Annotated in this window: 21 protein-coding genes; 15 read left to right on the top strand and 6 right to left on the bottom strand. The window is 50.6% G+C overall.

Features of this window, described 5'->3' with window-relative positions:
* Positions 1–62 precede the first annotated feature (62 nt).
* The 12 genes from nusB (at position 63) to ACO05Z_RS02480 (ending at position 12,257) form a co-directional block, all read left to right on the top strand.
* Complete coding sequence (nusB, locus tag ACO05Z_RS02535; protein ID WP_421900191.1) at positions 63–530, top strand: transcription antitermination factor NusB; 468 nt, start codon at positions 63–65, stop codon at positions 528–530.
* A 35-nt stretch (positions 531–565) separates the two neighbouring features.
* Entirely contained in the window at positions 566–3,061 is a 2,496-nt protein-coding gene (gene leuS / locus ACO05Z_RS02530) for a leucine--tRNA ligase (RefSeq protein ID WP_421900189.1), read from the top strand.
* 156 nt (positions 3,062–3,217) lie between these two features.
* The gene (gene lptE / locus ACO05Z_RS02525; RefSeq protein WP_421904154.1) at positions 3,218–3,715 is read left to right on the top strand and encodes an LPS assembly lipoprotein LptE; all 498 of its coding nucleotides are present in this window, start codon (positions 3,218–3,220) and stop codon (positions 3,713–3,715) included.
* 20 nt (positions 3,716–3,735) lie between these two features.
* A complete protein-coding gene (gene holA / locus ACO05Z_RS02520) occupies positions 3,736–4,716 on the top strand; it encodes a DNA polymerase III subunit delta (protein ID WP_421900187.1) in 981 nt (326 codons plus the stop codon).
* 223 nt (positions 4,717–4,939) lie between these two features.
* Positions 4,940–5,617 carry a RadC family protein gene (gene radC, locus ACO05Z_RS02515; RefSeq protein ID WP_421900185.1) on the top strand — a complete coding sequence of 226 codons (678 nt, stop codon included), beginning with the start codon at positions 4,940–4,942 and terminating at the stop codon, positions 5,615–5,617.
* Positions 5,618–5,644: 27 nt separating this feature from the next.
* Complete coding sequence (locus tag ACO05Z_RS02510; RefSeq protein WP_421900183.1) at positions 5,645–5,917, top strand: acylphosphatase; 273 nt, start codon at positions 5,645–5,647, stop codon at positions 5,915–5,917.
* A gap of 339 nt (positions 5,918–6,256) precedes the next feature.
* On the top strand, positions 6,257–8,629 hold the full coding sequence (lon, locus tag ACO05Z_RS02505; RefSeq protein WP_421904153.1) for an endopeptidase La: 2,373 nt from the start codon (positions 6,257–6,259) through the stop codon (positions 8,627–8,629).
* Between the two features lie 138 nt (positions 8,630–8,767).
* Entirely contained in the window at positions 8,768–9,520 is a 753-nt protein-coding gene (locus ACO05Z_RS02500) for an NAD-dependent epimerase/dehydratase family protein (protein WP_421900181.1), read from the top strand.
* A gap of 94 nt (positions 9,521–9,614) precedes the next feature.
* Entirely contained in the window at positions 9,615–10,502 is an 888-nt protein-coding gene (locus ACO05Z_RS02495) for a DMT family transporter (RefSeq protein ID WP_421900179.1), read from the top strand.
* A gap of 132 nt (positions 10,503–10,634) precedes the next feature.
* On the top strand, positions 10,635–10,892 hold the full coding sequence (locus tag ACO05Z_RS02490; RefSeq protein WP_421900177.1) for an FmdB family zinc ribbon protein: 258 nt from the start codon (positions 10,635–10,637) through the stop codon (positions 10,890–10,892).
* 33 nt (positions 10,893–10,925) lie between these two features.
* Positions 10,926–11,852: a hydroxymethylbilane synthase gene (hemC, locus tag ACO05Z_RS02485; RefSeq protein WP_421900175.1), complete on the top strand. Its 927-nt coding sequence runs from the start codon at positions 10,926–10,928 to the stop codon at positions 11,850–11,852.
* 183 nt (positions 11,853–12,035) lie between these two features.
* Complete coding sequence (locus tag ACO05Z_RS02480; RefSeq protein ID WP_421900173.1) at positions 12,036–12,257, top strand: hypothetical protein; 222 nt, start codon at positions 12,036–12,038, stop codon at positions 12,255–12,257.
* Positions 12,258–12,356: 99 nt separating this feature from the next.
* On the opposite strand, the gene selD is transcribed toward ACO05Z_RS02480, so the two are convergent.
* Together selD and cobT are read right to left on the bottom strand one after the other, a co-directional pair.
* A complete protein-coding gene (selD, locus tag ACO05Z_RS02475) occupies positions 12,357–13,397 on the bottom strand; it encodes a selenide, water dikinase SelD (RefSeq protein WP_421900171.1) in 1,041 nt (346 codons plus the stop codon).
* A gap of 44 nt (positions 13,398–13,441) precedes the next feature.
* The gene (gene cobT / locus ACO05Z_RS02470; protein ID WP_421900169.1) at positions 13,442–14,521 is read right to left on the bottom strand and encodes a nicotinate-nucleotide--dimethylbenzimidazole phosphoribosyltransferase; all 1,080 of its coding nucleotides are present in this window, start codon (positions 14,519–14,521) and stop codon (positions 13,442–13,444) included.
* A gap of 72 nt (positions 14,522–14,593) precedes the next feature.
* On the opposite strand from cobT, the gene ACO05Z_RS02465 reads away from it, so the two are divergent.
* On the top strand, positions 14,594–15,433 hold the full coding sequence (locus ACO05Z_RS02465) for a WcbI family polysaccharide biosynthesis putative acetyltransferase (protein ID WP_421904152.1): 840 nt from the start codon (positions 14,594–14,596) through the stop codon (positions 15,431–15,433).
* On the opposite strand, the gene ACO05Z_RS02460 is transcribed toward ACO05Z_RS02465, so the two are convergent.
* The 3 genes from ACO05Z_RS02460 to pyrR are packed head-to-tail and all read right to left on the bottom strand — an operon-like array spanning position 15,430 to position 17,170.
* Entirely contained in the window at positions 15,430–16,026 is a 597-nt protein-coding gene (locus tag ACO05Z_RS02460) for a hypothetical protein (protein WP_421900167.1), read from the bottom strand. The two genes, ACO05Z_RS02465 and ACO05Z_RS02460, sit on opposite strands and share 4 nt — an antisense overlap.
* Positions 16,026–16,580, bottom strand: a complete 555-nt coding sequence (gene thrB / locus ACO05Z_RS02455) for a homoserine kinase (RefSeq protein WP_421900165.1) — start codon at positions 16,578–16,580, stop codon at positions 16,026–16,028. The genes ACO05Z_RS02460 and thrB overlap by 1 nt, the downstream gene beginning before the upstream one ends.
* Before the next feature lie 53 nt (positions 16,581–16,633).
* On the bottom strand, positions 16,634–17,170 hold the full coding sequence (gene pyrR / locus ACO05Z_RS02450; protein WP_421900163.1) for a bifunctional pyr operon transcriptional regulator/uracil phosphoribosyltransferase PyrR: 537 nt from the start codon (positions 17,168–17,170) through the stop codon (positions 16,634–16,636).
* A gap of 140 nt (positions 17,171–17,310) precedes the next feature.
* Here pyrR and ACO05Z_RS02445 point away from each other — a divergent pair, with 140 nt between their 5' ends.
* Positions 17,311–19,797, top strand: a complete 2,487-nt coding sequence (locus ACO05Z_RS02445; protein ID WP_421900161.1) for a heavy metal translocating P-type ATPase — start codon at positions 17,311–17,313, stop codon at positions 19,795–19,797.
* Position 19,798: 1 nt separating this feature from the next.
* On the top strand, positions 19,799–20,638 hold the full coding sequence (locus tag ACO05Z_RS02440; protein ID WP_421900159.1) for an arginase family protein: 840 nt from the start codon (positions 19,799–19,801) through the stop codon (positions 20,636–20,638).
* A 79-nt stretch (positions 20,639–20,717) separates the two neighbouring features.
* Here the strand turns inward: ACO05Z_RS02440 and ACO05Z_RS02435 are convergent, their stop codons facing one another.
* Positions 20,718–21,320 carry a tetratricopeptide repeat protein gene (locus ACO05Z_RS02435; protein WP_421900157.1) on the bottom strand — a complete coding sequence of 201 codons (603 nt, stop codon included), beginning with the start codon at positions 21,318–21,320 and terminating at the stop codon, positions 20,718–20,720.
* Between the last annotated feature and the right edge of the window lie 124 nt (positions 21,321–21,444).

Here is a 21,444-nt window from a genome sequence, read left to right as displayed (position 1 = left end):
AATAACAATTTAAATGTATCTTGCGTTGCACACCACTTACGACCAGCAACCGCAGGATAGTGATGCAGATGTCCCAGACTAAAGGTTTACGAAGAAAAGGCCGCGTACTTGCTTTTCAGGTATTGTACGGCTTAAGTTTTGTCCCTCCCCACGGCGGATGGACTACTGAACGTATTTACAACCAGAGCCCCGCAGTAATCAGGGAAACCGAAGAAGACCTGATCCTCTACGCCCGTGAGTTGCTGCTCGGAATCTGGAATGCGCAGGAAGAACTTGACGAAGTTATCGGTCGCTACTCCAAACATTGGAAGATCGAAAGAATTGCAAAAGTCGAACTGGCGATCCTACGACTCGCCGTATACGAACTGGTCCACAAGCCCGACATCCCCCTCAAGGTGGGTATCAATGAGGGCATCGAACTGGCTAAGAAGTTCGGTGACGGCAACTCCCGTAACTTCATCAACGGTATTCTCGACGCAGTAGCCCGTGACATCGACACCGGCAAGTTCAAGGTTGAGAAAAATTTCTAATTGCCTACGGCAACACCTAATATAAGGATTTTCAAATGGGTTTTGGGAAATACGAACCGGAATTGATTGAAAACAAGTGGCAGAAGGAATGGACCGAGAAGGGTGCTTTCGACGTGGAAGCCGACGAGTCCCGTCCCAAGTACTACGTACTGGAAATGTTTCCCTACCCTTCCGGGAAAATCCACATGGGCCACGTACGCAACTACTCAATCGGTGATGTTGTTGCCCGTTACAAACGCATGAAAGGCTTCAACGTGCTCCACCCCATGGGCTGGGACGCATTTGGTCTTCCTGCTGAGAACGCGGCTATCAAGCACAACACCCACCCTGCTGAGTGGACCTACGCCAACATCGACGACATGCGTACCCAGCTCAAACGTCTGGGCTACTCCTACGATTGGCGCCGCGAACTGGCTACCTGCCATCCCGGCTACTACAAATGGGAACAGCAGTTTTTCCTCAAATTTCTGGAAAAGGGTCTGGTTTACCGCAAGAAGTCCCCGGTCAACTGGTGTGAAACCTGTCATACAGTTCTGGCTAACGAACAGGTTGAAGAGGGCCTGTGCTGGCGTTGTGACACCGAAGTTGTCCAGAAGGAACTTTCCCAGTGGTTCATGCGCATCACTGATTACGCCGAAGAACTGCTTGAAAGCCTGAATGAGCTTGAAGGCGGCTGGCCTGAACGCGTTATCACCATGCAGCGCAACTGGATCGGTAAATCAATCGGTGCGGAACTGGACTTCCAGGTTGAAGATGTCGATGAAACCATCAGTGTTTTCACTACCCGTCCTGATACCCTTTTCGGTGCAACTTTCATGTCTCTGGCAGCCGAGCATCCCATGGTGGAAAAGCTCATCGAAGGCAAGCCCGAAGCAGACAAGGTTCGCGAATTCGTGAAAAAGGTTTCCAACATGGACCGCATTGTACGCGGTGCTGACGACCTTGAAAAGGAAGGTGTGTTTACCGGAGCATACTGCATCAACCCGCTCAACGGCCAGAAAATGCCCATCTACGTGGCAAACTTCGTGCTCATGGGCTACGGTACTGGCGCAGTAATGGCTGTTCCCGCACACGACCAGCGCGACTTTGAATTCGCCAGCAAGTACGACCTGCCCAAACAGGTGGTAATCCAGCCCGAAGGTGAAACCCTCAATGTGGCTGAAATGGAAGAAGCCTACACCGCTCCCGGTGTGCTGGTGAATTCAGGTGAATTCGACGGCATGCCTAACGAAGATGCCAAGGGCGCAATTGTCGATTTCCTCGGCAAGTCCGGCAAAGGCAAAAAGTCCATTAACTACCGTCTGCGTGACTGGAACATTTCCCGCCAGCGTTTCTGGGGTTCCCCCATTCCGGTTATCTACTGCGATGAGTGCGGTATTGTACCCGTACCCGAACAGGAACTGCCCGTCGTACTGCCCGAAGATGCAGTAATGAACGAAGACGGACGTTCTCCGCTGCCGGATATGGAAAGCTTCCACAAGGTTGCCTGTCCCAAATGCGGCAAGATGGCCCAGCGTGAAACCGACACCATGGATACCTTCGTGGAATCCTCCTGGTACTTCATGCGCTATACCGATTCCCGCAAGGCTGATGCTCCTTTTGACAGCAAATCCCTCGAATACTGGACACCAGTTGACCAGTACATCGGCGGAATCGAACACGCCATCCTGCACCTGCTCTACGCAAGATTCTTCACCAAGATCCTGCGCGACGAGGGTTATACCGAACTCAGCGAACCGTTCAAGAACCTGCTCACTCAGGGCATGGTCCTCAAGGACGGCGCCAAGATGTCCAAATCCAAGGGCAACGTTGTCGACCCCAACGCCATGATTAACAAGTACGGTGCAGATGCAACCAGACTGTTCATCCTTTTCGCTTCCCCGCCTGAAAAAGATCTCGAATGGTCTGATCAGGGTCTGGAAGGAGCGCATCGCTTCCTGAACAGAATCTGGAGACTTGCTGAAGAGTTCGAAGGTAAGCTCAGCGCAACCGGCGCATGTGCCAAGCCTTCCATGGAACTCTCTGCCGATGCCAAGAAGCTGCGCCTCAAGGAACACGAAACCGTCAAGCGCGCAAGCCGTGACATGGAGAACAAATTCCAGTTCAACACCGTCATTGCTGCAACCATGGAACTGGTCAACGAGATTTACTCTCTCAAAGACAAGCTCATGGAATCCGAAGACGGCCGTTTCGCGCTCTCTTCCGCATACAGCACCGTGCTGACCGTACTCTCTCCCATTGCTCCGCATATCTGCGAAGAACTCTGGGCAGCCATGGGTTACGAAGGCTACATCGCTGAAGTAGCATGGCCCGAGCACGACGAAGATGCACTGGTAACTGACGAAATCCTGATCATCATTCAGGTTAACGGCAAAATGCGCGGTAAACTCTCCGTGCCTGCTGCAGCTTCCAAGGAAGAAATTGAAAAAACAGCACTTGCCCACGAAAACGTGACCAAGCACACCGATGGTAAAACCATCCGCAAGGTTATCGTAGTTCCCGGCAAGTTGATTAATATTGTGGCGAACTAGGTTTGCCTCCGGCGGCTGGGGAAGGAAAGCTTTTGCAAAAGTTTTTCCTTCCCCAGACCCCATCCTTTTCAAAACCTTTTATTAAGGCTTCGCCGCTTCGTAAGTTAAGGTGTGCTAGCACTTTAGGCAAAACAAGGAGTTAGAGCTGTGGTTATTATGAATTCTGTGAAAAAGCTGGTCCTGCTGCTGTGTGTTGTTTTTGCTGTCTCTGCCTGCGGCTACCATAACTCTGCTACTGAACCGAACAGGGTCAGTAAACAATTCCGCGAAGTAGCTATTGCCAAAGTGGAAAACCCCACCCTTGAACGCTGGCTTGAGCCTAAAATCCGCTCCATGCTCCGTGATGAAATCACCCGCCGCGGCCAGCTGGTCTGGACTGATAAATCCAAGGCTGAAGCACTCATCAACATCCGCATTCTGGAACTTTCCGACGGCAGCCGTATTCTCGGAGATCAGGACGTGACCTTGAAATATGACATGACCCTCAAGGTTCAAATGAGTGTTACCAGTGCATCCGATGGAGCCCTGATCTGGAACTCCGGCCCCATGGAAGTAACCGAGTCCTACTACACCGGTCAGGAAGATGAAGCCCAACAGTTGGTCACCAAGCTCATGGTCCGCCGTCTTGTAGACCGCATGAATCAGGCTTACTAATTTTTCTTTTAAGGAATTCCATGTCCAGACCCGGATACATGTTTCTCATCTGCCCTGACGCAGAGCTGCTGCACGCCAATATTGGCGAACTACAGGAAAAGCACGGGGCCACTGACTACGAGAAAAAAGTATACTGGGCGGACGAAGACCTGCCTCCGCAATTCTGGGACGATTTGACTCTGCAGACCCTTTTCGGTTCCAGCAAAGTAATCGTTCTGCGCCGTGCCCATAAACTCAAGGTAGCAGTCTGGAAGAATATTGATAAGGCCTTGGCCTCTCTTGCAAACTCATCATTTCTCTTTATCTGCCTTGAAGGCCAATGGAAGGGTAAAACCGCCCCGGTTCCGGCAGTGCTTAAGAAGCGCCAATGCTGGAAATTCGCCGATAAACAGAAATGGTTCTGGAAATCAGCAGGTCTGGACCAGAAATCTATTTCCGGCTTTGTGGGCAAATGGGCACGGGCCAACGACTTGCACATTGATAGCCCGGTCCTGAATGCACTTTCCCAAGCCTTACCCAAGGATGCCCGTGCAGCACGTCTAGAGCTGGACAAGCTTGATCTTGCCGCCGGTCCGGATCGCAAAATTCTCATGGAACATGTGGGCCTCATCGCCCATTCCGAAGAGATGGATTTCTTCGCCTTCATGCGCTCCATGTCCGAAGGCGGCGACCCGGTGGAAATCTGGCGCAGAGTGCTGACCAACCACAGCGAAAAAGATTCCATGATCTTCATGCTTACCGCATCGTTGACCCGTGAAGCCCGCGCCCTGTGGATGATGATTCATGGCGAGGACTCCGAAGTTCGCCTGCCTCCTTTCGTAAAGAAACAAAAACAGGCTCTTGCCCAGCGGTTAGGGCCGATACGTATTGCAAGGTTGTTCGATATCGTTATGGAAGCTGAAATCGGCATCAAAACCGGACAACGCAAGCCTGAACAAGCTCTTGAGTTGCTGGTAGCCTCCCTCACCTCTTTGTTCGCTCCACCGCAACGCAGACGCTGATTCAATCAGAAGAAATATTTAAAACCGTGTAAAAAGATCATTTTTACACGGTTTTTATGTTTTTAAGGCCATTTTACATCATTTTGCATGTTAAACAGGTTGCTTTGCACCTGCATCCGGTTTATTCCTTCGAGAAGAAAATTCATGCTCTGTCTCAGCCTTTTGTCTGAATCAGGTCCGGCTTTGAACTGTACTACTTGCCAAAGCATACTTACTATTTATTATGAAGGATAAACCTCATTACCACGGTCACCGCCAGCGGCTGAAAGAAAAGCTGGGCAAAGACGCAACCAGTCTTGCCGATTATGAAATTCTGGAACTGCTTCTTGGTCAGGTTCTGCCCAGGCGGGATACCAAGCCCCTTGCCAAGGAACTCTTAGCCGAGTTCGGCAGTCTCGGCGGCGTCTTCAGGGCACCGGAAGAACAGTTGAAAAAGTTCAAGGGTATTGGACCGGGGGTTTTGATATTTTTCACGCTTATGCGTGAATTTTGGACCAGAATTGCTGAGGAACCCATGAACGGCAAGGAGCCGATATCCTCACCGGATGTTGTCTACAAGGCAGCCATGGCCCGAATCGGTAATTTGTCCAAAGAGGAATTCTGGATTGCACTGGTCAATAACCGTAACAAAGTGATATGCTGGGAAAGGTTGTCGGAAGGCACTGTGGACAAGACCGCAGTATATCCGCGAGAAATTGTAGCACTAGCCCTGCGCCACAATGCCAGCGGAGTAATCCTGACCCATAACCATCCCGGCGGGGACCCGTCTCCATCTCCTGAAGACACAGAGAGAACTATGGAAATAGCCGCCCTCTGTCAGGACATGGAAATCCGTCTGCTGGACCACGTCATCGTGACCGCAGACAGGTTCCACAGCTTCAAGGAAGCAGGATATTTGTAGTTCACCTCAACTTGTAAGGAGGGGCCTATGACTAGAAGCTATCATTGTGTTGTTACCGGCAAGGTGCAGGGAGTTTTCTTCCGGGCCTGGGTAAATGATCAGGCTGCGGCGCTTAATCTTAATGGCTGGGTACGCAATCTGGACGATGGAAAGATTGAAGTACTGCTGCAGGGAGATGAAGCAAAAATAGCTGAAATGAGAACCCGGTTGCTGGTCGGTCCTCCCATTTCACAGGTAACTGATGTTAAGTGTGAATGGATGGACTACGATACCGAGCACAAGGGATTTCAAATCCGCTAGAGAAATACCCCCAAGATAAACTTCATGTTTGTTTTGGCTGAAGCCAGATCTGGTTGCTGGACATAACGTCAGCCGGATCTGATGTAAATTGACTGACAAGCTATCCGGTCCCGGCTTGCCCGCCATGGGACCGGATATTTAATGCTTTTTTAATAGAGAAAGACAACCACATCTGAACGAAAGGATTTTGCGTTGAAGAAAAAAAAATCACCCATCAAACCGCTGAAGCTGAACAAGAAAGATAAAGCCGAAGCTCAGAAAAAAGCGAAACAGGAATCCACTCCTGACGCTGGTAATGATCAGGGACTCAACAAGCCTCCGGTTTCCCCGCTGAACGTACTGCACGATGCAGCGGACCTGCTTGAAGATGCGGGCAGCATTCCGGATGATGCCCATGTGGACATCCCCACTACCCTTCCGGTACTGGCTGTCCGGGATATTGTTGTCTTCAACTATATGATCCTTCCCCTTTTTGTTGGCCGCGAAAAATCCGTCAACGCAGTGGAAGCAGCCATGACCAGCAATCGCTATGTCATGGTCCTGACCCAAAAAGACGAAGCAGTTGAGAATCCGGAACACGAAGACCTTTACCAGACCGGAACCGTATGCATGATCATGCGTATGCTCAAGATGCCCGACGGCCGCCTGAAAGTATTGGTACAGGGTGTTTCACGTGCAAAGGTCAAAAGATTCATCGGCTCAGAGCCTTTTCATATCGCTGAGATTGAAGCCATTCCCGAAGCTGAATCCGGGGAACTGGATGCCACTCAGGAAGCGCTGGTCCGCTCGTCCCGCGAGCAGAGCGAAAAAATTCTGACCCTGCGCGGCATATCCTCCGCTGATATCATGAGTGTACTTAACAGTGTTGATGAACCGGGACGCCTTGCCGACCTGATCGCTTCCAACCTGCGCATGAAAGTTGATGTGGCTCAGTCCATTCTTGAGTGCGGCCAACCTGTTGACCGTCTGACTCTGGTTAACACCCAGCTCACTCAGGAAGTTGAAGTGGCTTCCATGCAGAATAAGATTCAGTCCATGGCCAAGGAAGGAATGGACAAGGCCCAGAAAGATTTCTACCTGCGCGAACAGCTCAAAGCGATTAAAAAGGAACTAGGTGAATCTACCGATGAGGCTGAGGAAGCCGAAGAAATCCGTGCAGCTATCGCCAAAGCCAAGATGCCCAAGGAAGTGCGCAAGGAAGCGGAAAAACAGCTCCGCCGCCTTGAAGCCATGCATCCCGAAGCATCCGAGGCCACAGTCATCCGCACCTATCTGGACTGGATGATTGAGATTCCGTGGACCAAGCAATCTCGTGACCGCCTCGACATCATCGAAGCCAAAAAAATTCTCGATGAAGACCACTACGACCTTGAAAAGGTCAAGGAACGCATCCTTGAATACCTGAGCGTGCGTAAGCTGAACCCATCCATGAAAGGTCCCATCCTCTGCTTTGTGGGCCCTCCTGGTGTAGGTAAAACTTCTTTGGGCCGCTCCATTGCGCGCAGCCTGAAGCGCAAGTTCCACCGCATGTCCCTTGGCGGTATGCGAGATGAAGCCGAAATCCGAGGCCACCGCCGGACCTACATCGGCTCCATGCCCGGACGTATCATTCAGGGCATCAAGCAGTGCGGTACCCGCAACCCGGTGATCATGCTCGATGAAATCGACAAGCTCGGTTCTGATTTCCGCGGCGATCCTTCCTCCGCCCTGCTGGAGGTACTGGACCCGGAACAGAACAACTCTTTCACCGACCATTACCTGAACGTACCTTACGACCTTTCCAAGGTCATGTTCATCTGCACCGCCAACGTGCTCGATTCCATCCCCCGTCCCCTGCTGGACCGCATGGAAGTAATCCGCATCCCCGGCTACACCGAGCATGACAAGGTCAACATTGCCAAGCGCTACATCCTTGGCCGCCAGTGCAAGGAGAATGGTCTCAAAGAAGATGAAATGATCATGGCAGATGAAATCATCGCCAAGATCATCAAAGAATACACCCGCGAAGCAGGACTGCGTAACCTTGAGCGCGAAGTCGGTTCCGTGTGCCGTAAGCTGGCCCGTAAAAAGGCTGAAGGCGAAGTCGGTCCCTTTGAAGTCACCGCCGACAACCTGCACAAGTATCTCGGTATTCCCAAGCATCTTGAAGATGAGAAGGAAACCGAACTTCCTGCTGGTGTCGCGCTGGGCCTCGCGTGGACCCCGGTTGGCGGTTCTGTGCTGCACGTGGAAGTTTCCGCCATGCCCGGTAAGGGTAAACAGCTGCTCACCGGACAGCTCGGTGATGTGATGAAAGAATCCGCACAGGCTGCGGTATCTTTTGCCCGCCGCCATGCTGATGAGTACGGTATCAGTTCCAAGTTCCACGAAGAGCAGGATCTGCATATCCACGTACCCGACGGAGCCACTCCCAAAGACGGACCTTCCGCAGGTGTAACTCTCGTTACCGCGCTGGTCTCCGCGCTGACCGGAATTCCGTCCAACCCTGAACTGGCCATGACTGGAGAAATCTCCCTGCGCGGCCGCGTTCTCCCGGTTGGCGGCATCAAGGAAAAAATCCTCGCAGCCGTATCTCTGGGCATGAAACGAGTACTCATCCCCTCCCAGAACCAGAAGGATCTTGAAGATATCCCCGAAGAGCTTCTGGAGAAAATCGAAATCACTCCCATCGAACGCATTGACGAAGTCTGGCCCATTGCCAAGACCAAGTAAGCCTGATCGGAAGATAAAATTCAAAGGCCCGCAAGCAAAACAGCTTGCGGGCCTTTTCTTTTCAAATCAAAGCATAACATTTCATAATGGCATAGACATGATGTAAGATAACTAAATGAATTACCCCGGAGGATACTCATGAAAAAAATACTGATAACAGGGGCAAATGGCCGAATCGGAACAGCCCTTATTAACTATATTGAGTCACTAAATACTGAATATATGATCACCCCTGCGGACCTTTCATTAGAGGAATCCCATGGTTTTAAATTTGACATAACTAATCTGGATGCTTGCAGAAAAGCGTTTTCAAATCACGATATGGTTATCCACTTGGCTGCCGTGCCTTATACAAATGCCTCGTTTGAAGAAATTCTTCCAGCAAACATTATCGGTACATACAATATCTTTCAGGCAGCAATTGAAGCTGGCGTAAAACGGGTTATTTATGCCAGCAGTGCGCATACCATTGAAGGGTATCCTACGGATGTACAGGTTAAGCCGGACATGCCGACCAGACCCCAAAATTTATATGGAGCCAGTAAAGTATACGGGGAAGCTCTAGGCAGTTACTATGCCTATCAACAGGGATTGGAGGTAGTAGCGGTTCGAATCGGAGCGTTTAAATATCCGCACGAATGGGAACATCTGAACACCCGGGATTTAAGTGCATGGTCTGAACCCGGCGATATCTGTTCATTATTCGTCGATTGCCTTGAAGTTGATATGAAAGACAATCCATTCTTCATTGCTCACGCTATTTCAGACAACAAGTATAAAAGGCTGGACATTTCAAGTACGAAAAAATATCTGGGTTACTCACCAAAATCTGACGCATTCAAGACTTGGGGGATCACCATCCCGGACAACAGCGAACCCAAGAAAGCTTAACCCAAAATCAACACAGCAATAATCCGTAGACACCTACTATACCTGCGGATTTATTTGTTATCAGGGGATCGCATCTCATTATGAGGACACTTAGATGAATACCGGAAAGAAAACAGGAATAAAACCGATACAACAGGTCCTCACAGGAGCCTTTGTTATTAGTTTTTCGGCTGTATGGGTCGGTGTAGCAGATGTCCCGGCAACAACATCTGCTTTTTACCGGGTATTTTTCGGAGCCGTTTTTCTATTCATAGCTGCGGCTTTCTCAGGTGAGTTAAAGCAAATAAGGCCAAAGCAGGTACTTCCATATAGTCTATGCGGCTTTTTATTCGCTCTGGACTTATTTTTCTGGCATGAAAGTATCCTTTTGGTCGGCCCCGGACTGGCTACGATCTTAGGTAATTGTCAGGTTTTTATCATGGCTTTGTGTGGAGCATTATTCTTGAACGAAAAACTTACTCCACGATTCATTTTCTCTCTACCAATAGCAATTTTTGGTCTCCTGCTCCTGATCGGTTTTAATTGGGCGGAACTTTCCCAATCGTCAATTAAAGGCATCATATACGGATTGCTGACCGCACTTTCCTATGCGTTATTTATGCTGATGCTGAGAAGAATTCAGGCACATAAAGAAGCGGATCTTGTATACTCGCCTCTACTTTTTGTATCCGCCTTCTGTGCTATGTTTCTGGCTGTACCGCTATTTTTAACCGATGCCTCTTTTGCCATTCCAACCCTTGAATCTTTTGGTTCACTGCTTGCGCTGGGCTTGTTCAGTCAGGCTGTTGGATGGATAATGATAGCGACAGCCATGCCGAAGATTCCAGCTTCAATTACCGGGCTTGTCCTCCTGCTTCAGCCTTTCCTGTCATTTCTCTGGGATGTTCTGATTTTTTCCCGACTGACAACGCTTACCCATTGGCTGGGTGTTATAGTTACCCTTACAGCAATCTATCTGGGAGTATCGGGGAAGCAAAGGTGATATTTTAAACTTTCCCCCCACCTTGCCATCTCCGCATCCGTACTTATATGTAGGCGAGACATTGCCCCGCCTGACAATTTGGGCTATGCAATTTTTCGCAGTAGATATTTCAAAGCACGGAGTAAAGAATAAATGCCTATTTTCGAATATAAATGCGCTGACTGCGGCAAGGAATTCGAGGAACTTGTTTTCAACCGCGACGAATGCCCCCCTTGCCCGGAATGTAAATCCGAAAAAACCGACAAACTCATGTCCGCCTGTAAATTCAAGACCGGCGGCGGAGCTCCTGACATGGGTGATTTCGGTTCTGCACCTGCTCCAGCAGCTTCTTCCAGCAGCAGTGCCTGTGCCGGATGCTCCGGCGGCGACTGTTCTTCCTGCGGCAGCTAAATCAACAATAAATTTCAACAATACGGCGGAACAATGAGAAAGATTACCATCGCAACACGCGGCAGCAAACTTGCCCTCTGGCAGGCCAACCATATTTCCGACCTTCTGCGTGAAGAGTACCCCGGAATCGATGTTCAACTGCTCAAGATCAAAACCAAGGGCGATAAGATTCTGGACGTTCCGCTGGCAAAAGTGGGCGGCAAGGGCCTTTTCGTAAAGGAAATCGAAGAAGCACTGCTCGACGGCCGTGCCGACCTCGCCGTACACAGCATGAAGGATGTTCCTACCGAACTTCCCGAAGGTCTTGAAGTAGGCATCATTCCCCCGCGCGAAGCAGAGACCGACACCCTGCTTTCCGTAAAATACGATTCCCTTAAGGACCTGCCCTCCGGAGCAGTTGTGGGTACCAGCAGCCTGCGCCGCCAGTCTCAGGTTCTGGCTCTGCGCGACGACCTGAAAATCGAATCCCTGCGCGGTAACCTCGACACCCGCGTGCGCAAACTTCTCGACGGTGAATTCGATGCCATTGTGGTCGCAACTGCCGGACTGAACAGGCTCAAGCTTTCCGCTCCCAAGAGCGAAATTCTCGGTCCTCCGACCTTCCTGCCCGCAGTGGCACAGGGTGCGCTGGGTATCGAATACCGCATTGAGGACACTGAAATTCAGGATATCCTCGCATTCCTGCATGATGAAATGACCGCCCGTCAGGTCAAGGCCGAGCGCGGTTTCCTGACCGGCCTTGATGGCGGCTGTCAGGTTCCCATCGCAGCTTGGTCCCAGCTTGATGGCGATCAGGTCAAATTGACCGGATTCGTAGCCGACATTGACGGCTCCAGCCCCATCCGCATGGAAAAAAACGGACCTGCTGACGAGGCATGGAACATCGGCCTTGCCCTTGCCGAGGAAGTTCTGTCTGCAGGTGCTAAAGAGATTCTCGATCGTGTATACGACAAGTGCTAAGCAGCAGCCACACGAATTAATTTAAGCCCGGAGCATGTACCATGCTCCGGGCTTTTTTAATATATTTATTCTTTTTGCATTAAGAACCTAAAGTTAAGCTTCAACTGTCCGATAAGAGATATAAACAGGATTCATGTTCTTTTAAAAACTATCATTTATAACTTCCAAGGATGGAGGTATACAATGTCAAACGGAACCGAACTCAACAAGGTTTCACAGGTACCGCCCGTAAGGGACGAAGATCTGGCGAACTCCATGAAGGATCTACGTAAGAAGAGATTAGAGAGAAAGGCGTACGCGGACCCGGAAATGCACCGCGAGCTGGTGAAGATAGTATCCTCACCCGTATATAACGCCAATGCGGAACTGATTCAGGCGGTTACCAGCAGCCGGGGTTCTGCTTAAAAAAATTTCATATAAAGGAATCGCCAATTCCTCCTCATAAAAAGAAAAGGCGCAGGTTCGCGACAACCTGCGCCTTTTTTCTTTTCAAAGTAATAGAAACTAACCAATCCGTAGTCTTGCCACACCAGCTTCATGAGCTGCAACCTGCCCAACATGGGCAGCCAGATCACCGGCTTCCAGCAGCATATCCATAGCCTGCTGTAATTTATCTGCAGGCACCGCCAGCACCAGTCCGCCCGAAGTCTGAGCATCAAAAACTAAATCAGTCTTGATGGTATCTGCTCCTGAGACAGCCTGAACCTGTGAGCTGCAATAATTGCGGTTGGCAAAACTTCCGGCTGGAATCATACCCATGGAGGCCAGATCGACTACATCATCCATAAACGGGACTTTATCCAGCCACAGTTCAACAGCCACGCCGGAAGCATCTGCCATCTCCAGCAGATGCCCGCCAAGACCAAATCCGGTTACATCAGTAGCCCCTTTCAAGCCCAGCTCACGGATGACTTTCCCTCCTGTGCTATTCAACTTGGAGGCCCACTTGTAAACATCCTTTTCAAACCGTTCAGCACCATCCCAGTCTGCCTTGAGGGCTGTAGCCAGCACTCCGGTACCGAGAGGCTTGGTCAGCAGCAACTGGTCCCCCTCACGCAACCCCTTGTTAGAGGCGAAACCGTCAGGGTCGACCATTCCGGTCACCGAGAGGCCGTACTTGATTTCATCATCCTCTACGCTGTGCCCGCCTGCGAGAACCGCCCCGGATTCACGAATTTTATCCATGCCGCCTTTGAGGATTTCACGCAGAATCTCAGGCCCCATTTCCTTCATGGGATAGCAGACGATATTCATGGCGGTCCAAGGTTCACCGCCCATGGCGTAAACATCGGAGAGGGAATTAGCTGCGGCAATCTGTCCGAACCAGTATGGATCGTTAACCACCGGAGTGAAAAAATCCACAGTTTGAACCAAAGCTTTGCCCGCAGGAAAAGAGACTATGGCGGAATCTTCGTTCCCACCCAGCCCGGTAAGAAGGCGCTCGTCCTCAACGGCGAGCCCACACAAAACCTGCTCCAGGTCCCCCGGAGCGATTTTAGCTGCTCAACCGGCAGCTTTAACAGTCTTTACCAATTCTTTGGGCATGACTTATCTCCTATGATTACCTTCGACTTCCCTGACAGGCGCATTCACCCTCCGGGGGCAACACCGGCATCTTCAAACGTTGCCATTTCATTATAAATATTTGCAGCAGCACGCAGCATAAACATGGACAAGGCCGCACCGGACCCCTCACCAAGCCGCATATCAAGGTGCAATAACGGCCTGCGTCCCAAGGCTTCGATTACTTTTGCGTAACCCGGTTCAGCCGAGGCATGGCTGAGCACGCAATACCCGCCCACGGCCGGACAGATTTTAGCTGCCGCAGCATAGGCCGCAGTGGCAATGAATCCATCAATACACACCATCTGCTTGTTCTTGGCGCCACCGATAATCAACCCAGCAAGCGCAGCAATCTCGTACCCGCCAAGCGCGGTCAGGATCGCAAGCGGATCGGCAGAACGCACAACTTCAGCATTGACCGCCAAAGCACGGCGGACCACCTCGGTCTTACGAACCACGCCTGCGGCATCAATCCCCCCGCCCGGGCCGGTCACTTCTGCCGGGTCCAGATCAAAAAAGGCACAATAAAGCGCAGTTGATGGAGTAGTATTTGAAACCCCCATTTCCCCGGTGCCAAGCACCTTAATGCCTTGCTCATGGGCCTGATCAGCAAGCTCCAAACCGAGACTTACGGCCCTCAGGCAGCACTCTTCATCCATGGCCGGGCCTTTGGAAATATTCTCCGTTCCGCAGGCTATCTTACGCTGGATCAGACCGGGATGTTCCGGAAAAGGTCCGCCCTTGCATCCGGCATCAACCACCACAAGCTCGACCCCGGAGGTACGGGCCAACACGTTAATCCCTGCTCCTCCGGCCAGAAAATTAATCACCATCTGGCGGGTCACTTCCTGCGGAGAATAACTGATATCTTCTTCGTTTACCCCGTGATCCCCGGCAATGGTATAAATTCGGGCCGGATCAGACTGCGGAGGACGGCCTCCTGAGGCAACGAACATCTTTACGGCAAGGTCTTCGAGCCTTCCCAGACTGCCCAGCGGCTTGGCCAGAGTGTCCAGGTAGGCGCGGGCCTGCCCTTCAAGGGAAGAATCAACTCGCTGCACACTACCCACAATACGCTGCAACTCTTTCACGGAAATTTTATTCACTGCCTTAACCTCATATTAACGGCCCTGCCGTATTGAGAAACCACAAACGTGTGTGCTAAAGTTCGTCTCGAAATGAAGAAAATCTGTATATTACATGCCAACTGTCAAGGCGAACCCATGGAAGAACTACTGTTGCTGAGTGAGGAATTCAGCGCAGAGTACGAAATCCATCGCTTTACCAACTATACCCGTGAATCCGTCCCAGCGAAACTCATTGCCGAATGTGACCTTTTCCTCTATCAGCCCCTGATTGGCAAAAGCTGGCGAGAACTGGTCTCGGAAACAATCATTTCAAAACTCAAGGATGGGGCCCGCTCAGTAGCCTTTCCTAGCATGCTTTTCCTGCACTATTGGCCCTTATGGTCCAAAGCATCGGGATTCGATTACCGGGACACATTTCTGGATTCACTGCTTGAAAAAGAACTGAGTGAATCTCAAGTCCTGCACCTTTTCATGAAAACCAGGCTGACCAATATCTATGATTTAAAAGAAATCATGGACAAATCAATAAACTCCGAAAGAACCAAGGAAGCCCGGACCCCAGTCAAATATGTGGACTGGATTCTTGAAAATTACAGGCATAAGCCCCTTTTCAATACCATCAACCACCCACGAACTGAGCTGTTGACCATTAGTGCAAACACAATTCTGGAAGAATTGGGCATGAATCGTCTAAACGAAGATGCTTTGCAGAAATTTCCGCCACCCTTCGCTGATTTTGAACAACCCATCCATCCGCAGGTGGCCGAATTCCTAGGACTTGAATTCGGCGGTCCGCAACACCGCTACCATGTTTACGGGGCGGAGCTTAACTTTGAAGAATACGTCATGCGTTACATCAAATGCCGCCGCAACAACATTGACGACTTCATAACCTTCCTCATGGCTGCCGCGCGGATGGAGAAGAATTAGCCATTCAGGTTAGGCGGCCCCATGACGATCATTTCAGCAAGGGTCAGGTCAACCTTGGGCATAGTCCGGATCTTATTGCCGAGCAGCCCCATTTCAAGACCCACAAGCTCTTTGTAGAGCGGGGTACGGTCAACCACCGGAACGTTTTCCATATCCTTGGTCAGGTCCTGACACTTGAAGCAGCCGGGAAATGAAAGCTGACGTCCATTTGGCTGACGCAGGGTATTGACCACCCCGTGCATGCGACAGATCATCAGCCTGTGTTTGTAAACACCGCAAAGGCCGTCATCATTAAGCGGACACATGATCTTGGGACGCATACCGTTATCCAGCATGGCCTTGGCATTGCGCACGTAATCTTCTGAGCGTTGAATATACTCATTGCGTTTGTCTTCAGAAAGCTTGTTCAGCCCCTGCCAGAGGTAAGCCCACTCCACGTAAGTATGGTGCTGAAAATAGCTGGTACAACAGTTTTCTTCACACCCTTCACAGGAAAGACCAATCTTTTTGGAAGTGTCGGCATACACAGAGGCCATGCGCTCATAAAGAGCACCGAGTTTGCGGAACACGGCCTGTCTGGTCATTTTTTTCATTATATATCCTTAACTTTTTTTTCTTCTTTTGACTTGAGCCATTTGTAGATCTGCTCAACACATTCTTCCGGAGAACAAAGGTCCGTATCAACTGCGAAATCGGCATACTCCTCATAAAGTGGAATACGTTCCGCATAGAGGTTTTCCAGCGACTGCCCCGGAACAATGGCCAAACCGCGATTTTCACCACAGCCGACCCGCTTAAGGCAGGTTTCACTGGAAATACGCAGGTATATGACCGGACCAAGACCTTTAAGCCTTTCCATAGCCTTGGGCCCGTAGATAACACTACCCCCGGTGGAAACGACCGTGCGAATCACCCCAAGACCGGAAACCACATACTCTTCGGCCTTACGGAATTCCGGCACACCGAGGTGATCCACGATGTCCTGTAAAGGGCGGCCATAATAGCTCTCAATGACAGCATCGGTATCCATATGCTCCCAACCGAGCTTTTCTGCCAAAAGCGGTGAAAGCGTGGACTTTCCTGCCCCGGCCATGCCGATCAGGATAACAGAGCAATCCTCTGAAAATTCATTACTCCATTCTTGCATAAAAAATATCAAACCTTCCGGGCGCAAAGCGCTCCGTGCTGAGACAGAAAAGATTAGGAACGAATGATAACAACCTTGTCTTCGTCATCGCGTTCCTTAACCAGTACATTCACGTGCTGGTCTTCAAAGGTAACCACTTCCTTACCCACATAGTCAGCCCGGATAGGCAGTTCGCGGTGGCCGCGGTCTACAAGTACCAGTAATTCCACCCGGCGCGGACGCCCGAAATCAAGCACAGCCTCAAGGGCTGCACGCACGGTACGACCGGAAAAAAGCACATCATCCACCAGAATAATGGATGCAGATTCAATATCAAAGGGGATCTCAGTGCAGTTGATACTCGGCTGACGGGTCAAATTGGTCCAGTCATCGCGATAAAGGTTGATATCCAGCTTACCGAGAGGAATCTTACGGCCCAGCTTTTCATCCAGAATAAGCTTCAAACGTTCCGCAAGGTCTGCACCGCGGCGTTGAATACCGATAATCGCAAGATTCTCACTGTCACCGCGCCGTTCAGTTACTTCTGAAGCAAGGCGATCCAGAGTGCGGGCCATGTCCTTTTCCGAAAGTATAGTTTTCTGTTCCTTCATATCATCCCATCTCAAAAGAAGTTGATTCTTAATATCAAATCTGTTCAAATCACTTTTTTAAAACAACCTGCCGGAACTAGCTATAAGTAATGTATGCGGGCAATGCAATCCCTCCCTTTCCGGCGAACAAGGATATATTTATGCATAGCACATTTGAAATCAAGGGGATGACCTGTTCAGCCTGTTCAGCACGACTGGAAAGAGTCATCGGCAATTTGGACGGTGTTAGTAGCGCAACAGTCAACCTTGCAGCAGAATCATTAGCTGTCGACTACGATTCAAAACACATTTCAGCTGAAAACATAATTGCTTCAGTGGAAATGTCCGGATTCGAAGCAACGGAAAAAATTGAAGGCACCGAATTAACCCTGCCCATCTCAGGCATGACCTGTTCTGCCTGCTCTTCAAGGCTGGAGCGGGTACTCAATGCCAACGAGGGCGTAAACAGCGCACAGGTCAGCCTTGCATCAGAAAGTGCCACCCTGAACTTCACCCCCTCTGTAGTTTCACTACGCCAGCTCAGGCAACTTATTGCCGATGCAGGGTTTGAATCCGGACAGATTCAATCGGCACATAACGCCAAAGATAATTTCGAAAAAAGAAAAGCCGAGAACGAAGCCAAACTGGGCGAAATGAAAACACGGCTTGTCGCCGCTCTCGCTTTTACCATCCCGCTTTTAACTATCACCATGGGCCACATGGTAGGTATGCCTTTGCCCGCCGCCATCGAACCGCATAGCTCCCCTCTGGGATTCGCCCTGATCCAACTGGCCCTGACCGTTCCTGTCCTCTGGTTCGGACGCAATTTTTACCAACAAGGTTTCCCCAACCTGCTGCGGGGTGCACCGAACATGGACTCCCTCATAGCCGTGGGAACCTCGGCTGCTGTGGTTTATTCCCTATGGAACACTATTGAAATCGCACTGGGTATCGACGCGCACGCCCGGGCCATGGATTTATATTTTGAATCCGCAGCCACCATCATCGCTTTGATCTCTCTGGGAAAATTTCAGGAAACCCGGGCCCGTTCCCGCACATCCGACGCAATTGAAAAGCTCATGGACCTTACTCCGGCACAGGCGATCCTGCTGCAAAAGGGAGAACAGATTCCCACCCCGGTGGAGGAAATCGGCCCCGGAGACCTGATTCTCATCCGCCCCGGCGACCGGGTGGCCGCTGACGGCAGGGTTGCCGAAGGACACTCCGATGTTGATGAATCCATGCTCACCGGAGAATCCATGCCCGTGTCCAAATGCGTAGGCGACGATGTGGCCGGGGGTACGGTCAACACCGGGGGCGGAGCACTGCAAGTTCAGGTCACCAATGTCGGTGAGAACACGGTACTTGCGCGTATTATCCGCCTTGTGCAGGAAGCGCAGGGATCAAAGGCTCCCATTTCCAGCCTAGCAGATACGGTCAGTTTTTATTTTGTACCCACAGTCATGGCTATCGGCATTGCCGCCGCTTTGGGCTGGTTTTTCTTCAGCGATGAACCGTTCACCTTTGCTCTGCGCATCTTCATCAGTGTTATGGTCATTGCCTGCCCCTGCGCCATGGGACTGGCAACACCCACCGCCATCATGGTCGGCACAGGACGCGGTGCGCAATTAGGTGTGCTGGTCAAATCCGGTGAAGCTCTCGAAACCGCCGGAAAGATCGAAACCATGATCTTTGATAAGACCGGTACCCTGACCTACGGCAAGCCCGAAGTGGCTGAGACCTTTACTGTAGACAACGATAATCCGCAGGAACTGCTGCTTCTTGCTGGCTCTGCAGAAAAACAATCCGAACACCCGCTGGCAAAAGCTGTTGTCCGCGCAGCTGAAGAAGTCGGTACCCCGCTCCCGGAAACAACCTCTTTTCAGGCTGTCTCAGGACTGGGTATCAACACTGAAACCAAAGGGCACGCCATGCTGCTGGGCAACCGAAAATTCCTTGAGCAAAACTTTATCAGCGGCCTAGACAATATTGAGGCCAGTGAAGCAGCCCTGCGCTTTGCAGCTTCCGGGCAAAGCCCACTCTACATCGCCAAGAACGGCAAGCTAGCCGGAATTCTGGCCATTGCCGACCGCATTAAAGATGAAACCCCGCAGACCATCAGTAAACTCCACACCCTTGGAGTGAAGACGGTAATGCTCACCGGGGATAATGAAAAAGTAGCGCACGCCATTGCCGATAAGGCCGGAATCGATAAGGTCATTGCTCAGGTCATGCCTGACCGCAAAGCCGAGGTGGTCAACAAGGAGAAAGAAGAGGGGCGCAAAGTAGCCATGGTCGGCGATGGAATCAACGATGCTCCAGCACTTGCTTCAGCGGATCTGGGCATCGCCATGGGCACAGGAATTGATGTTGCAATTGAGTCAGGAGACGTAGTACTGATGAAGGGCAACTTAAACGGAGTACTCACTGCGCTCTCGCTAAGCAGGGCAACAGTGCGTAATATCAAACAGAACCTGTTTTGGGCTTTCGCCTTCAACGTACTGGGTATTCCGGTTGCAGCCGGTCTGCTCCATGTTTTCGGTGGGCCGACTCTTTCACCCATGTTTGCTGCGGCCGCCATGTCCTTAAGCTCAGTGACCGTAGTCAGCAACGCCCTGAGACTGAAATTCTTTAAACCGGATGACTAATTTGAAAGACATCACCCTTGTTTTCCCGCAATGGCAGGGTTCCATTGATAATGAAGCACTCCATGAAGGAGCTTTTGCACTGGCTGAAGGCATAGAAAACCTTCCGGCCCTCAACACAGTGGAAACAGCGCCTTTCAGAGAGCTTGAACCCGGAGGGTCCATTGCAGGCAGGGATGATATTGTCCAGCAACTACAAAACGCCCTTTCCATACTTGAGCAGGAAAACCCGGAACGCATCCTTCTTTTAGGCGGGGATTGCGGCACTGAAGTAGGTCCGGTTTCATGGATGTCCCGCAAACATGGAGATAAACTGGCCCTGATTTGGTTTGATGCCCATCCGGATTTAAACACCCCGCAAACTTCGCAATCAGGACGTTTCCAAGGCATGACCCTTTCCGCTATTTTGGGTAACGCAGGACCGGAAATCAGCAAGGCAATGTTCAATCCACTGCAGCCCAAACAAGTGTTCTACGCCGGAGCCAGAACTTTTGACCCGCCCGAGCTGGAATTTATTTCCCGCAACAAGATGCCTTTTTACGGCCCCGGCGAGCTTGAAAGGGACCCGGCATGGCTGGCAAAGCAGATTGAAGAGGCCGGGTTCAACAAGGTTTACATCCATCTTGATGTGGACGCAGTCAACCCCATCGGCTTTGCTCATGGCAAACCCTCCCCTCCAGCAGGACTTCATTTCAGCAATGTCCTTAGAATCATCGAAGAAGTGGACAAAATATTGGATATCTGTGGGCTGGGCATAACAGAATTCCATCCCGGCAGTGAACGAGGAATTGAAAAGGCTGCCTTGCTAATTGAAACAACTCTTCCCGGATTTCTTAATAAATAAATACAAAAAAAGCCGTACTGCTTTAATTATTGCAGTACGGCTTTCCTACATTTAAAACACGAAGCATTATATCAAAACATCAAGACATATCCCTGATCATATCCTTGACCAGCTTCCCGTTGGGAGTTCGTGCTCCGGGGTTCATCTGAACCAATCCGTTCCATGCCTGAAGGGCACCGGCCTTATCTTTAAGGTCATAGTAAAGAACGATCCCTTTATTGAAACGCGCTGTTTCATGTGTTGGAGAAACAAGAATTGCCTTATCGAAATTATCCACCGCCTTTTGCGGATTTCCGCTGCGCCGGTACATTACTCCCAGATCAGTAAGCACATGCGCATTCTCAGGATCTAAGGCAACTGATTTGCTATATGCATCAATTGCATTGGCATACTGGTCAGTATCAAAATACAGGTTGCCCAGCTTGGTCCACAGATTTACAGATCCCGGCTGGGATTCCAAAAGTTTTTTTGTCTCTTCAATCTGCTGGGCAAAGCCTGCTGAGCCGCCTGTCGCTTGCGGTGTAGATGAATCCTTCAAAGCCGGCATAAACACACCGCCAAAGAATAATCCCACAGCCAAAGCTGCAATCACCACAATGACCATATTACTGTTTTTGCCGCTACCGCCAGAGGAATGCTTTCCCTTTGCTGGAGACTTTCTCCCCTTTCTTTTCTTTCCCAAACCTATCTCCTGTCACTTCCGGCCTCAAATTCCGGAGTGGCTTTTCATGCAAATTGCACATGCAAAGTGCAACAAATTACCGCTTTGTGCAAAATTGCGTACATTTTCACACAAAACCCATCAA

This window comes from Maridesulfovibrio sp., assembly GCF_965230075.1.
In the GTDB taxonomy this organism is placed as follows: Bacteria; Desulfobacterota; Desulfovibrionia; order Desulfovibrionales; family Desulfovibrionaceae; genus Maridesulfovibrio.
The sequence above is the reverse complement of the archived record's forward strand: the minus strand, read 5'-3'. Positions and strand labels throughout refer to the sequence as shown.

Bases quoted from the DNA above. Each gene is read 5' to 3' on its own strand.
- ACO05Z_RS02495 (WP_421900179.1), top strand. From the start codon at position 9,615: ATGAATACCGGAAAGAAAACAGGAATAAAACCGATACAACAGGTCCTC.
- radC (WP_421900185.1), top strand. From the start codon at position 4,940: ATGAAGGATAAACCTCATTACCACGGTCACCGCCAGCGGCTGAAAGAA.
- ACO05Z_RS02510 (WP_421900183.1), top strand. From the start codon at position 5,645: ATGACTAGAAGCTATCATTGTGTTGTTACCGGCAAGGTGCAGGGAGTT.
- ACO05Z_RS02465 (WP_421904152.1), top strand. From the start codon at position 14,594: ATGAAGAAAATCTGTATATTACATGCCAACTGTCAAGGCGAACCCATG.
- ACO05Z_RS02445 (WP_421900161.1), top strand. From the start codon at position 17,311: ATGCATAGCACATTTGAAATCAAGGGGATGACCTGTTCAGCCTGTTCA.
- pyrR (WP_421900163.1), bottom strand. From the start codon at position 17,170: ATGAAGGAACAGAAAACTATACTTTCGGAAAAGGACATGGCCCGCACT.
- lptE (WP_421904154.1), top strand. From the start codon at position 3,218: ATGAATTCTGTGAAAAAGCTGGTCCTGCTGCTGTGTGTTGTTTTTGCT.
- ACO05Z_RS02500 (WP_421900181.1), top strand. From the start codon at position 8,768: ATGAAAAAAATACTGATAACAGGGGCAAATGGCCGAATCGGAACAGCC.
- holA (WP_421900187.1), top strand. From the start codon at position 3,736: ATGTCCAGACCCGGATACATGTTTCTCATCTGCCCTGACGCAGAGCTG.
- ACO05Z_RS02480 (WP_421900173.1), top strand. From the start codon at position 12,036: ATGTCAAACGGAACCGAACTCAACAAGGTTTCACAGGTACCGCCCGTA.
- ACO05Z_RS02490 (WP_421900177.1), top strand. From the start codon at position 10,635: ATGCCTATTTTCGAATATAAATGCGCTGACTGCGGCAAGGAATTCGAG.
- thrB (WP_421900165.1), bottom strand. From the start codon at position 16,580: ATGCAAGAATGGAGTAATGAATTTTCAGAGGATTGCTCTGTTATCCTG.
- nusB (WP_421900191.1), top strand. From the start codon at position 63: ATGCAGATGTCCCAGACTAAAGGTTTACGAAGAAAAGGCCGCGTACTT.
- hemC (WP_421900175.1), top strand. From the start codon at position 10,926: ATGAGAAAGATTACCATCGCAACACGCGGCAGCAAACTTGCCCTCTGG.
- ACO05Z_RS02460 (WP_421900167.1), bottom strand. From the start codon at position 16,026: ATGAAAAAAATGACCAGACAGGCCGTGTTCCGCAAACTCGGTGCTCTT.
- leuS (WP_421900189.1), top strand. From the start codon at position 566: ATGGGTTTTGGGAAATACGAACCGGAATTGATTGAAAACAAGTGGCAG.